The organism is Pseudomonas sp. AK181 (assembly GCF_051122975.1).
GTDB classification, from domain to species: domain Bacteria; phylum Pseudomonadota; class Gammaproteobacteria; order Pseudomonadales; family Pseudomonadaceae; genus Aquipseudomonas; species Aquipseudomonas lactis.
This window is the reverse complement of sequence record NZ_CP146348.1, coordinates 3,142,627-3,154,903: the sequence shown is the minus strand read 5'-3', so window position 1 is coordinate 3,154,903 and position 12,277 is coordinate 3,142,627. Positions and strand designations below refer to the sequence as shown.

Sequence of the window (12,277 nt, the reverse complement as noted above, 5' to 3'; positions counted from 1 at the left end):
CAAGTAGAGGGGCGCGCCGATTGGGACGCGCCATATTCACTTGACCCTAGTGGCACGTAGCGGTTCAACGTTTTGGATGAATTGTACGAAGGGAGGAGCGAGCTTGCTCGCGAAGATCCGGATGGCGCCACTGTGAACCAGGCACCCCGCGTTATCGTTAACGATCTTCGCGAGCAAGCTCGCGCCTACAGGCCCTGCTGTAGCGCCGGATCATCGGGGTTTTGTTGCTCCAGTTGGGCGAGCAGCACCTGCACGTTCTGCAACTGCCCGGTCTCTTTCCAGTAATTGACCAGCAACACGCGGGCTTTGCGGTTGGCGGGATCACGCTGGACGATTTCTTCCAACTGGCGCTGGGCCGCCTCTACTTCGTCCTGGGCGTGCAGGGTGGTGGCCAGGTCGTAGCGATAATCCGCATTGTCCGGCGCGAGCTCCACCGCCTTGGACAGGCCGAGCAGGGCGTAGGGGCGCTCGCCATGGTGCAGCAACCACATCCCCAAGGCATGTTGCAGGTAGGCCGACTCGGGGTGTGCCGCCAGTTGCCGGGCCAGCAGTTGGCGCGAGTCGTCGGTCTTGCCTTGCTTGTCCAGCAGTTCGATTTGCGATACCACCGCTTGCAGGTTGTCCGGCTGTAAACGCATTGCCTGCTCCAGGGCGTTTTGCGCCTCCGGCAGCAGGGCGCTGTGGATGTACAAGCGCGCCAACTGAATCCAGCCTTCAGCGGTTTCGGGCTGGGCCTTGAGGGTCTTTACGAATTCATCGAGCACCTGCTGCAGGGGGCCAAAGTACAAGCCCAGGGTATCGGGCGAAAGGCCGAGCAAGGCGTTGGCGGCGGCAAAGCGCACCGGTTGTTCGGGGTCGTCCAGCACCGGGCCGAGCAGCAGGGTGCGTTGGCCAGTGGGCACCAGGCCGACGATGCTGTGAATCGCGGCCTCGCGCACCAGCGCCGATTCATTGGCCAGGTCTTTATCGGCCAACTTCAGCGCCTGGGGGCTGGGGTAATTGGGTAATTCAGCATGCAAGGCGGCGCGGCGCTCGGGCGACAGGTCCGGCCGGCCCAACTGTTGGTACAACACACGCGCGGCGCCGGGCTCGCCGTTGTGCGCCTGCTTCAAGGCCTTGGAATAGCCATGGGCGATGGCCGGGGGCACGGCCACTGCCGGGGTGCGGGAGAAAAACCAGGTGATCAGTACGATCAGCAACAGGGCGCACAGGCCGATGATGGAGTAACGGCGTGACTTTGACATGCAGGCGTCCGAAAGCTTGGGCAGCAAAGTTCCAAGCTTCGGTCAGTGCGAGGCGAGTGTCAAACCCGCGTCAGGTCAGCACGTAGTCCGCGGGTTCCAACGCAGGCGGCAGGTCGACTTCACCAAGGGCGGCGAGAATCTCACGCTCCAATGTCCGCAGGATGGCGTCACACGGCAAGTCGTTTTCGTCAAAGCCAAAAGGGTCTTCCAATTCGTCGCCAATAGCATCCAGGCCAAAGAAGGTGTAGCTGACGATCGCAGTGAACACCGGCGTCAACCAGCCCAGTGGCTCGGCCATGGCGAACGGCAGCAGGATGCAGAACAGGTAGATGGTGCGGTGCAACAGCAGGGTGTAGGGGAAGGGCAGTGGCGTGGTCTTGATCCGCTCACACGCCGCCTGCACCTGGCTCAGGCTGACCAACCGGCTTTCCAGCTGGGTGTAGCGCCATTCGCTGATCACACCCTGTTGGGCCAGGACCGAAAAGCGGGCACCGACCGTTTGCAGCACGTTGTCCGACAGGTTGGGGTGGCTGGCTGGCACGGTGATCCAAGGGTGTATCGCCCGGGCTTGATCTTCATGGCGCAAATGCGCGACCAAACCATGGGCAAAACCGCACAGGCCGCGCAGCAGGCCAGCACGCTCGGCGGTGTCGCCCAGTACTTGGGTCTCGCGAATCAGCGAACGCACGTCAATGACCATTTGCCCCAGTTGCTTGCGGCCCTCCCACCAACGGTCGTAGCAGGCGTTGTTGCGAAAACTCATGAAGATCGACAGTGACAGGCCCAACAAGGTGAAGGGCGTAGCGTTGACCTTGGAAAAATAGGCGGGGTGCAGGGTTTCCACCAGCACGATGACCGAGGCCAACAGTGTGACCAACAGGCTGCGCCAGGCAATGCGCTTGGCAATGGAGCCTTTGAGGGAGAACAGGATACCCAGGACGTTGGGTTTGGGGCGAACGATCATGGCGGGCTTCTGTGGCGGTGCAGATCATCAGGGTAGAAGCTGGCACCCGGAGCGTCCAATCACTTGGATCGACCGTCTGATCAGTCGACTCAATGACTAACGTGGGAGCCGGGAGTACATAACCCTGTGGGAGCTGGCTTGCCTGCGAAAGCGGTGGTGCAGTGACAGATGGGGTGACTGACACGCCGTCTTCGCGGGCAAGCCCGCTCTCACAGGAAAGCGAAAAAGCCCCCCGCGTTTCACTATGGACTGGCCAAACCAGTCAGCCAAGTTGAAAGCTTTGACCATTGCCGCTACGCCGCTCTGGAGCGACTATTTCAGCGCTTTTTTCGAGTTGTAAACGTCCTGAAAATAAAAACACAGAAGGATAGGAAGCGATGCGTGAGTATTTGGCTGCCACCACCGAGTTTGATTACCAGCACACCGTCGACGCCGCGCTGGCCGGCAATCTGCAAGCGCTCAATGCCTGTGTGGAGTGTTGTGATCGTCACGCGCTGCCGGGGCGTATCGCGTTGTTTTGGGAAGGCAAGGACGGGCGTAGTGCCACCTCGACCTTTACCGAGTTGCAGGAGCAGGCTGCACGTTTCGCCAACTTCCTGCTAGCCCAGGGCGTCAAGCGCGGTGACAAGGTGGCGGGCCTGCTGCCGCGTACCGCCGAATTGCTGGTGGTGGTATTGGCAACCTGGCGCATCGGCGCGGTCTATCAGCCACTGTTTACCGCGTTCGGTCCCAAGGCGATTGAACACCGCTTGAACAGTTCCGGTGCGGCGCTGGTGGTCACCGATGCAGTGAACCGCCCCAAGTTGGCTGAAGTCGCCGACTGCCCGACCATCGTCACGGTGGCCGGGGCCAAGGGCGAAGGCATCGTGCGTGGCGATTACAGCTTCTGGGCCGAACTACCCCATTACTCTTCTCACTGCGAGCCGGTGCTGCTGGGCGCAGAGGAGCCGTTCCTGCTGATGTTCACCTCGGGCACTACCGGCCCGTCCAAGGCGCTGTCGGTGCCGCTCAAGGCCATCGTCGCGTTCCAGGGCTACATGCGCGACGCCGTGGACTTGCGCCCCGAGGACGCGTTCTGGAACGTCGCAGACCCTGGCTGGGCCTATGGCATCTATTTCGGCGTGACCGGGCCGTTGTCCATGGGCCACCCGATCACCTTCTACGATGGCCCGTTCACCCTGGAAAGCACCTGCCGGGTGATCAATAAATACGCAATCACCAACCTGACGGGTTCGCCCACGGCGTATCGCCTGCTGATTGCCGGTGGCGAACAGTTCGCGCGTTCGATCAAGGGCAAGCTGCGCATCGTCAGCAGCGCCGGCGAGCCGTTGAACCCGGAGGTGATCCGCTGGTTCGCCGACAACCTCGGCGTGACCATCCACGACCATTACGGCCAGACCGAGCTGGGCATGGTGCTGTGCAACCACCATGGCCTGGCGCATCCGGTGCACGTGGGTTCGGCGGGTTTTGCCTCGCCCGGGCATCGCATCGTGGTGCTGGATGACAACCATCAAGAGCTGCCGGCCGGCCAGCCCGGCATTCTGGCCATCGACCGTGAGCAATCGCCGATGTGCTGGTTCGCCGGATACGACGGCGTGAAAACCAAGGCGTTCGTTGGCAAGTACTACCTCAGCGGCGACACCGTGGAGCTGAACCCGGACGGCAGCATCAGCTTTGTCGGGCGCAGCGACGACGTGATCACCACATCCGGCTATCGCGTGGGCCCCTTCGATGTGGAAAGTGCGTTGGTGGAGCACCCGGCGGTGGTCGAGGCTGCGGTGGTCGGCAAGCCTTGCCCGGAGCGCACCGAGCTGGTCAAAGCCTTTGTGGTGATCAGTGAGCAATACCGTGCCACCCCGGAGCTGGCTGAAGAGTTGCGCCTGCATGTGCGCCAGCGCCTGGCCGCCCATGCGTACCCACGGGAAATCGAATTTGTCAGCGACTTGCCCAAGACCCCGAGCGGCAAGCTGCAACGCTTTATTTTGCGCAATCAGGAAATAGTCAAGGCCCAGGCGGCCGTGGCGTGATCTCTTTAAAAGGAAACAACGATGCAGATTGAAAACAAGGTATTCCTGGTCAGCGGCGGCGCGTCGGGCCTCGGCGCGGCCACCGCTGAAATGCTGATCGCCGCGGGCGCCAAGGTGATGCTGGTGGACTTGAACGCCGACGCCGTGGCCGCCAAGGCCGAGCAACTTGGCGACAACGCCCGCAGTGCCGTGGCGGACATCAGCCAGGAAGCCGCTGCAGAAGCGGCGGTGACGGCGGCGGTAGAGGCTTTTGGTGGCTTGCATGGGCTGATCAACTGCGCGGGTGTGGTGCGTGGCGAGAAGATCCTCGGCAAGAATGGCCCGCATGGCCTGGCAAACTTTGCCCAGGTGATCAACGTCAACCTGATCGGCAGCTTCAACCTGTTGCGTCTGGCGGCTGCGGCTATCGCTGAAACCGAGGCGAATGCCGACGGCGAGCGTGGCGTGATCATCAATACCGCCTCGGTGGCGGCGTTCGATGGGCAGATCGGCCAAGCTGCGTATGCCGCCTCCAAAGGCGCGATTGCCAGCCTCACCTTGCCTGCCGCACGGGAACTGGCGCGCTTTGGTATCCGCGTGATGACCATCGCACCGGGCATTTTCGAAACCCCAATGATGGCCGGCATGACCCCAGAGGTTCGTGAGTCCCTGGCTGCCGGCGTGCCGTTCCCGCCACGCCTGGGCAAACCCGCCGAATATGCTGCGCTGGTACGCCACATCATTGAAAACAGCATGCTCAATGGCGAGGTGATCCGTCTCGACGGTGCCTTGCGCATGGCTGCCAAATAAGGAGCAATGGCTATGAACGACCCTATTGTGATTGTCAGCGCCGTGCGCACGCCCATGGGCGGGTTTCAGGGCGACCTTAAAAGCCTGACCGCGCCGCAACTGGGCGCTGCCGCGATTCGTGCGGCGGTCGAGCGTGCTGGTATCGCCACCGATGCCGTCGACGAAGTGCTGTTTGGCTGCGTGCTACCCGCCGGGCTTGGGCAGGCACCTGCCCGCCAGGCCGCCCTGGGCGCCGGGCTGGACAAAGGCACGCGCTGCACCACCCTCAACAAGATGTGCGGCTCCGGCATGGAAGCGACGATCCTGGCCCACGATTCGCTGCGCGCTGGCAGCGTCGATGTGGCGATCGCCGGCGGCATGGAAAGCATGTCCAACGCCCCGTACCTGTTGGACCGCGCGCGCAGCGGCTACCGCATGGGCCACGGCAAGGTGCTCGACCATATGTTCCTCGACGGCCTTGAAGATGCCTACGACAAGGGGCGCCTGATGGGCACCTTTGCCGAGGACTGCGCCGAGCACAACGGTTTTACCCGTGAAGCCCAGGACGCGTTCGCCATCGCTTCCCTGACCCGCGCACAGGAGGCCATCACCCACGGCAGCTTTGCCAGTGAAATCGTCCCGGTGCAGGTCACCGTGGGCAAGGAACAAAAAACCATCCTCCATGATGAGCAACCGCCAAAAGCCAAGCTGGACAAGATTGCCAGCCTGAAACCGGCGTTCCGTGATGGCGGTACAGTGACAGCAGCCAACTCCAGCTCGATTTCCGATGGCGCCGCGGCGTTGTTGCTGATGCGTGAGTCCGAGGCGCTCAAGCGTGGCCTCAAGCCCTTGGCGGTGATCCATGGGCACGCCGCGTTTGCCGATGAGCCGGGGCTGTTTCCGGTGGCGCCGGTGGGAGCGATCCGCAAGCTGATGAGCAAGACCGGCTGGAGCCTCGACGAGGTGGACCTGTTCGAAATCAACGAAGCCTTCGCCGTGGTCAGCCTGGTGACCATGAGCAAGCTGGAGATTCCCCACGACAAGGTCAACGTGCATGGCGGCGCTTGCGCATTGGGCCACCCCATTGGTGCCTCTGGCGCACGTATCCTGGTGACATTGCTCGCGGCCCTGCGCCAGAAGGGGCTCAAGCGTGGCGTCGCAGCCATTTGCATTGGCGGCGGTGAAGCCACGGCGATGGCCGTTGAATGCCTGTATTGAGGATGACCCATGTTGCCCAATGACGAACAACTACAGATCAGCGACGCCGCCCGGCAATTTGCCCAGGAACGTTTGAAACCCTTCGCCGCCGAGTGGGACCGCGAGCATCGCTTTCCCAAGGAAGCCATCGCGGAAATGGCCGAACTGGGCTTTTTCGGCATGCTGGTGCCAGAACAGTGGGGCGGTTGCGACACCGGCTACCTGGCCTACGCCATGGCCCTGGAAGAAATCGCCGCGGGCGACGGTGCTTGCTCTACGATCATGAGCGTGCACAACTCGGTGGGTTGCGTGCCAATCCTCAAGTTTGGCAATGACCAGCAGAAAGAGCAGTTCCTCACGCCACTGGCCAGCGGCGCTATGCTCGGTGCCTTCGCGCTGACCGAACCCCAGGCCGGCTCCGATGCCAGCAGCCTGAAAACCCGTGCACGCCTTGAAGGCGACCACTATGTACTCAACGGCTGCAAACAGTTCATCACCTCCGGGCAAAACGCCGGGATTGTGATTGTGTTTGCAGTCACCGACCCTACTGCGGGCAAGCGTGGGATCAGCGCGTTTATCGTGCCCACCAATTCGCCCGGTTACACCGTGGCCCGGGTGGAAGACAAGCTGGGGCAGCATGCCTCGGACACTTGCCAGATCCTGTTTGAAGACGTGAAAGTGCCGGTGGCCAACCGCCTGGGCGAGGAGGGCGAAGGCTACAAAATTGCCCTGGCCAACCTGGAAGGCGGCCGCGTGGGCATTGCCTCCCAGTCGGTGGGCATGGCCCGCGCCGCCTTCGAAGCGGCCCGCGACTATGCCCGTGAACGTGAAAGCTTTGGCAAGCCGTTGATCGAACACCAAGCCGTCGCCTTTCGCCTGGCCGACATGGCCACCCAGATCGCCGTCGCCCGGCAGATGGTGCATTACGCTGCCGCCCTGCGTGACAGCGGCAAGCCAGCGCTGGTGGAGGCGTCCATGGCCAAGCTGTTTGCCTCGGAAATGGCCGAGAAAGTCTGCTCGGCCGCCTTGCAAACCCTGGGCGGTTACGGTTACCTGAACGACTTCCCCCTGGAGCGGATCTACCGCGATGTGCGGGTCTGCCAGATTTACGAAGGCACCAGCGATATTCAACGCATGGTCATCTCACGCAATCTTTAAGGAGCCGATACATGAGTTACGAAACCATCCTGCTTGACGTTCAGGGCCGTGTCGGGCTGATCACGCTTAACCGCCCCAGCGCACTGAACGCTTTGAATGCACAACTGGTCAGCGAACTGAACCAGGCGCTGGACAGCCTGGAAGCCAACCCGGAAATTGGCTGCATCGTGCTGACTGGCTCGAAAAAGGCCTTCGCGGCCGGCGCCGACATCAAGGAAATGGCCGAGCTGACCTACCCGCAAATTTATATGGACGACCTGTTCAGCGACAGCGATCGCGTGGCCAATCGCCGCAAGCCGATCATCGCCGCCGTGAATGGTTTCGCCCTGGGCGGCGGCTGTGAACTGGCCTTGATGTGTGACTTTATCCTTGCCGGCGACACCGCCAAGTTTGGCCAGCCGGAAATCAACTTGGGCGTGCTGCCGGGCATGGGCGGCACCCAGCGCCTGACGCGGGCAGTGGGCAAGGCCAAGGCCATGGAAATGTGCCTGACCGGGCGTTTTATCGACGCGGTAGAGGCCGAGCGCTGCGGGATTGTGGCGCGCATCGTGCCCGCCGATGAGTTGCTGGAAGAGGCGCTGAAAGTGGCCACCCTGATTGCCGGTAAATCCGTGCCGATCAGCATGATGGTCAAGGAAAGCGTGAACCGTGCGTTTGAAGTCAGCCTGTCCGAAGGCGTGCGTTTTGAGCGTCGGGTGTTTCATGCGGCGTTTGCGACCCAGGATCAGAAGGAAGGCATGGCTGCGTTTGTGGCCAAGCGGGCGCCGGAATTCAAGGATAAGTAGCCTGCTGGGGGGGGGGTGGCCTGCCAGCCGACACCGACCTACCTGACACCCCAACGATCCAACTGTGGGAGCTGGCTTGCCTGCGATGGCGGCCTGCCAGCCGACACTTATCTACCTGATACCCACGATCCAACTGTGCGGGCTTGCTCGCGAAGGCGGCTTGGCGGTCAACACAGTTGGATTGTGTACATATCCATTGCTGCGGTAACGGCCACCTAGGGTTCCGCCCTGACGGCGGGTCACTTTGGAAAAGCCCCAAAGTAACCAAAGGGCTCTTGCCCCACCACTCGGCACCTCGCTTAGGCTCGGTGTGCCCGTAATCCGCCAGTGATTTGGGGGGCCGCCGCCACGCGCCATCCATGGCGCGGGGCGGCTAAACCGGCATCCCTGCCGGTTTACCCCCCAAATCACTGTCGAATTCCGGCCAGCGTGGTTTGACGGGGCGCCTGAGATCAAGAGCAGATCAAGAGCTACTCGCTTCGCATCGTGGTTACCGTTGATCGGTACCCTGATGTACCGAGGTGTCTGCCTCGCAGGCAAGCCAGCTCCCACAGGGTTTTGTGTAGTGTCGGTTAGAGCTGGTAATTCTTGAGCTCTCTTGCAATCACCAGCCGCTGTATCTCGCTGGTGCCTTCGTAAATCTGCGTGATCCGTGCATCCCGGTAGTAGCGCTCCACCGGGTAATCCTCCAGGTACCCATACCCACCATGGATCTGCATTGCCTTGGAGCAGACCCGTTCGGCCATTTCCGAGGCGAACAGCTTGGCCTGGGAGGCTTCGGACAAGCAGGGTTTGCCGGCGGTGCGCAGGCGCGCAGCATGGAGGATCAGCAGGCGCGCAGCGTTGAGTTGGGTTTGCATGTCAGCCAGCAGGTTGGCCACGCTCTGGTGTTCGATGATTGCCTTGTCGAACTGCACCCGATCACGGGCGTAGGCCAGCGCGGCTTCAAACGCGGCGCGGGCAATGCCCAGGGCCTGGGCGGCGATGCCGATGCGTCCGCCTTCCAGGTTGGAGAGGGCGATGGCCAGGCCCTTGCCGCGCTCACCCAGCAGGTTGGCTTCGGGAACCTTGCATTGGTTGAGCGTGACGGCGCAGGTGTCTGACGCACGAATACCCATCTTGTGCTCGGTGCGATCGACCACGAAGCCTGGGGTATCGGTGGGCACCAGGAACGCCGAAATGCCTTTCTTGCCCAGTTCCGGGTCGGTCACGGCGAACACGATGGCCAGCTTGGCGCGCTTGCCGTTGCTGACGAACTGCTTGGCGCCATTGATGACCCATTGCCCGTCACGCAACTCGGCACGGGTGCGCAGGTTATGGGCTTCGGAACCGGCCTGGGGTTCGGTCAGGCAGAAGCAACCGATGGCCTGGCCGCTGGCAAGTTCGGCCAGCCAGGTGTTTTTCTGTTCGGTTGTGCCGTAGTTGAGGATCGGCCCGCAACCCACTGAATTATGGATACTCATCAGCGCGCCCGTCGCAGCGTCACCGGCTGAGATTTCCTCCACGGCCAGGGCGTAGGCGACGTAATCGACATAGGTGCCCCCCCATTCTTCCGGTACCACCATGCCCAGCAGGCCCAGCTCGCCCATCTTCGCCACCAGGGCGTCGTCGATCCAGCCGGCTTTCTCCCAGGCTTGGGCATGGGGCGCGATTTCGCCACGGGCAAAATCACGCGCCATGTCGCGGATCATCACTTGTTCTTCAGTGTATTCAAGATCTTGCATAGCTTATTTCCCAATCTGCACGAAGTCGCGGAAGAAGCTCTCGACATGGCTGGCATCCAGCGCATGGAGGGTGGGTGGGTTCCACTTCGGAGTCTTATCCTTGTCGATGATCAGGGCGCGAACCCCTTCGATCAGGTCGCCGCGCTCGAACCACTGGCGGTCCAGGTGCAGTTCGAGGGCAAAGCACTGTTCCAGTGGCAAGTGGCGGCCACGGCGCAGCATCTCCAGGGTCACGGCCATGGCCAGGGGCGAGCGGGTCTGCATGAGGTTGGCGGTGGTCAGTGCCCAGTCGTGGCTATCGGCCACGGTCACTTGTTGCAGTTGCTCGACGATGCTGGGTACGTCCGGCAACCCGAAGAAATGGTCAATGGCCGGGCGCAAGGCCGCCAGCGGCGCGTCGGGCAATTGCTGTACGGCGAGCTTGGCGAGTGCGCCTTGCAAGTCCTTGAGCGGCGAGTCGTGCCAGTGCAGGCCGTCGAGTTTCTGGTCCAGCTCAACCAGCTTGGCGCTGTCGATGTACCAGTCTGCCAACCCGCAATACAAGGCATCCGCCGCACGGATCTGCACCCCGGTCACCCCGAGGTAGGTGCCCAGTTCGCCAGGAATACGCGAGAGAAAATAGCTACCGCCCACATCCGGGAAGTACCCGATGGCCACTTCCGGCATCGCCAGGCGGCTGCGTTCGGTGACCACCCGCAGGTCCGCGCCTTGCACCAGGCCCATGCCACCGCCGAGCACGAAGCCGTCCATCAACGCCAATACGGGTTTACGGTAGTGGTGAATGGCCAGGTCGAGGGCATATTCCTCGACGAAGAAATCCTGGTGGAGGGTGTCGCCTTGCTTGAAGCTGTCGTACAGCGAACGGATGTCGCCGCCAGCGCAAAAGGCCTTCTCACCGGCACCGCGCAGTACCACGGCGTAGACCTCGGGGTCGTCGGCCCAGGCCTGCAAGTGCGCGGCCAACTGGCGGACCATGTCCAGGGTGATGGCATTCAGGCCGGCGGGACGATTGAGGGTGAGGTGGCCGATATGGTTACGCACCTGTGCCAAGACAGCGTCCTGCTGGACCCCGGCATGGCTTGCTTGGGATGAAACCTGAGCAGTCATCTCTAACTCCCTGCTTTTATTGTCTTTATCAAGAGGTTCGCGGGTGAACTCTCTCGTGATCGTACCAGTGCAAATTTGCCCCGTACAACCCGAAATCCTGCAGGTCGTTGTTGCATTTATGCAGTGCCGGTCAAACCACCCGGCTGGCCAGAACCTCACCGATACTGCGGCGCCGGGCATGGCCCTCGGCAGCGTGGATCAATTGCTCCAACTCTGTCGGTTCGACATCGTAGAACTGCTCCATCTCGGCCAGCGCCAGCTTGAGGTCGGCTGCCGTGATGCTCGGCTCGCTGACGGCGGTGGCAGTGCCCAGGATAACCGGTGCAGGCTCGGCAAGCCCCTTGGGATAACGCGTGCGCGTGGCATTGTTATAGGCCAGCGCGCAGGCGAGCAGGGCGCCAGCGCCGAGCATCACCGGCGCCAGCTCGTACCAGCCGAGGGCGACGGATGCCGGATCGGCCAGCACCAGGGTCATGGCCAAGCCGCCGGCCGGCGGGTGCAGGCAGCGTAGCCAGCAGATGAGGACCACCGTCATGCCCGCCGCCAGGCACGCGCTGCCCAAGGTGCGGCCCAGGACGCGGGCGACCAGCAGCGCCACGACGCCTGCACACAGGTAACTGCCGATGATCGACCAGGGTTGGGCCAGCGCGCCCGATGACACGGCAAACAACAGCACCGCCGAGGCGCCAAGAGGGCCGAGCAGGTGCAGGGCCACCTCCATGCCGAATACTTGGGCACAAGCCCAGACACTCAATAGCGTGCCTAGGGCCATGCCGATGGCTGCACGGCTCCATTCGGCGGGACGGGTGTTGATTGCAGCGGGTAACCAGCGAGCGAGCATTGAAAGACGGTCCATAAACGGCGGGCGAAAAAAAAGGCCTGCCTGGTTTCCCGGAACAGCCCTTTGAAGGTTCCAACATTGGGGGAAGGAACCTGCGCAGTGTGCCGCGCCTGAACACAGGGCGCTACTGCATATTAATGAGGGTTAAATGCAAAATAAATGCAATTAAAACGCTTCGCCATAGGTAATTGGCCCGGTGGCTGTTGGCGTAGCTGGGTTGATCTTGCCTAGCACGCGACTATGGGTTTCTTCGTTGATCAGGCGCGCTTGCAGGTCTTCGCGCAGCCTGGGATCGTCGGCCAGCGGCCCCTTCAACGCCACCAGTGCGTCACGCAACGCCATCAAGCGATCCAGCCTGGGTAAAGGTACGGTTAACAGGTCATCTCGCACGGCATTGTCCTCTCAATGAAGTAAGCCATCGCGCGCGGGCAGCCTACAACGTCCTTGTTGTTGTGAAGTGCC

At 62.1% G+C, this 12,277-nt stretch carries 11 protein-coding genes; 5 read left to right on the top strand and 6 right to left on the bottom strand.

From position 1 onward, the window contains the following. Positions 1–185: 185 nt before the first annotated feature. Positions 186–1,244, bottom strand: a complete 1,059-nt coding sequence (locus tag V8689_RS14450; RefSeq protein ID WP_056783219.1) for a tetratricopeptide repeat protein — start codon at positions 1,242–1,244, stop codon at positions 186–188. Positions 1,245–1,314: 70 nt separating this feature from the next. Then, a complete protein-coding gene (locus V8689_RS14445; RefSeq protein ID WP_056783218.1) occupies positions 1,315–2,208 on the bottom strand; it encodes a bestrophin family protein in 894 nt (297 codons plus the stop codon). Between the two features lie 377 nt (positions 2,209–2,585). Here V8689_RS14445 and V8689_RS14440 point away from each other — a divergent pair, with 377 nt between their 5' ends. The 5 genes from V8689_RS14440 to V8689_RS14420 are packed head-to-tail and all read left to right on the top strand — an operon-like array spanning position 2,586 to position 8,143. After that, positions 2,586–4,235, top strand: a complete 1,650-nt coding sequence (locus V8689_RS14440; protein ID WP_056783216.1) for an AMP-binding protein — start codon at positions 2,586–2,588, stop codon at positions 4,233–4,235. A 21-nt stretch (positions 4,236–4,256) separates the two neighbouring features. Beyond that, on the top strand, positions 4,257–5,024 hold the full coding sequence (locus tag V8689_RS14435; RefSeq protein ID WP_056783214.1) for an SDR family NAD(P)-dependent oxidoreductase: 768 nt from the start codon (positions 4,257–4,259) through the stop codon (positions 5,022–5,024). 12 nt (positions 5,025–5,036) lie between these two features. Further along, on the top strand, positions 5,037–6,221 hold the full coding sequence (locus tag V8689_RS14430; protein ID WP_056783212.1) for an acetyl-CoA C-acyltransferase: 1,185 nt from the start codon (positions 5,037–5,039) through the stop codon (positions 6,219–6,221). Between the two features lie 9 nt (positions 6,222–6,230). After that, on the top strand, positions 6,231–7,358 hold the full coding sequence (locus V8689_RS14425; RefSeq protein WP_032897288.1) for an acyl-CoA dehydrogenase: 1,128 nt from the start codon (positions 6,231–6,233) through the stop codon (positions 7,356–7,358). A gap of 11 nt (positions 7,359–7,369) precedes the next feature. Further along, positions 7,370–8,143, top strand: coding sequence for an enoyl-CoA hydratase (locus V8689_RS14420; protein WP_034127452.1), 774 nt, complete (start codon positions 7,370–7,372; stop codon positions 8,141–8,143). A gap of 572 nt (positions 8,144–8,715) precedes the next feature. On the opposite strand, the gene V8689_RS14415 is transcribed toward V8689_RS14420, so the two are convergent. The 4 genes from V8689_RS14415 to V8689_RS14400 all read right to left on the bottom strand — a co-directional run bounded on the left by V8689_RS14415 (position 8,716) and on the right by V8689_RS14400 (position 12,157). After that, the gene (locus V8689_RS14415; RefSeq protein ID WP_056783210.1) at positions 8,716–9,867 is read right to left on the bottom strand and encodes an acyl-CoA dehydrogenase family protein; all 1,152 of its coding nucleotides are present in this window, start codon (positions 9,865–9,867) and stop codon (positions 8,716–8,718) included. A 3-nt stretch (positions 9,868–9,870) separates the two neighbouring features. Then, positions 9,871–10,974, bottom strand: a complete 1,104-nt coding sequence (locus V8689_RS14410) for an enoyl-CoA hydratase/isomerase family protein (RefSeq protein ID WP_056783208.1) — start codon at positions 10,972–10,974, stop codon at positions 9,871–9,873. A gap of 130 nt (positions 10,975–11,104) precedes the next feature. Next, entirely contained in the window at positions 11,105–11,815 is a 711-nt protein-coding gene (locus V8689_RS14405; protein WP_003191232.1) for an HPP family protein, read from the bottom strand. Positions 11,816–11,980: 165 nt separating this feature from the next. Next, positions 11,981–12,157 carry a hypothetical protein gene (locus tag V8689_RS14400; protein WP_177342987.1) on the bottom strand — a complete coding sequence of 59 codons (177 nt, stop codon included), beginning with the start codon at positions 12,155–12,157 and terminating at the stop codon, positions 11,981–11,983. Positions 12,158–12,277: the final 120 nt, after the last annotated feature.

Bases quoted from the DNA above. Each gene is read 5' to 3' on its own strand.
- V8689_RS14405 (WP_003191232.1), bottom strand. From the start codon at position 11,815: ATGCTCGCTCGCTGGTTACCCGCTGCAATCAACACCCGTCCCGCCGAA.
- V8689_RS14425 (WP_032897288.1), top strand. From the start codon at position 6,231: ATGTTGCCCAATGACGAACAACTACAGATCAGCGACGCCGCCCGGCAA.
- V8689_RS14415 (WP_056783210.1), bottom strand. From the start codon at position 9,867: ATGCAAGATCTTGAATACACTGAAGAACAAGTGATGATCCGCGACATG.
- V8689_RS14445 (WP_056783218.1), bottom strand. From the start codon at position 2,208: ATGATCGTTCGCCCCAAACCCAACGTCCTGGGTATCCTGTTCTCCCTC.
- V8689_RS14410 (WP_056783208.1), bottom strand. From the start codon at position 10,974: ATGACTGCTCAGGTTTCATCCCAAGCAAGCCATGCCGGGGTCCAGCAG.
- V8689_RS14430 (WP_056783212.1), top strand. From the start codon at position 5,037: ATGAACGACCCTATTGTGATTGTCAGCGCCGTGCGCACGCCCATGGGC.
- V8689_RS14450 (WP_056783219.1), bottom strand. From the start codon at position 1,244: ATGTCAAAGTCACGCCGTTACTCCATCATCGGCCTGTGCGCCCTGTTG.
- V8689_RS14440 (WP_056783216.1), top strand. From the start codon at position 2,586: ATGCGTGAGTATTTGGCTGCCACCACCGAGTTTGATTACCAGCACACC.
- V8689_RS14400 (WP_177342987.1), bottom strand. From the start codon at position 12,157: ATGGCGTTGCGTGACGCACTGGTGGCGTTGAAGGGGCCGCTGGCCGAC.
- V8689_RS14420 (WP_034127452.1), top strand. From the start codon at position 7,370: ATGAGTTACGAAACCATCCTGCTTGACGTTCAGGGCCGTGTCGGGCTG.
- V8689_RS14435 (WP_056783214.1), top strand. From the start codon at position 4,257: ATGCAGATTGAAAACAAGGTATTCCTGGTCAGCGGCGGCGCGTCGGGC.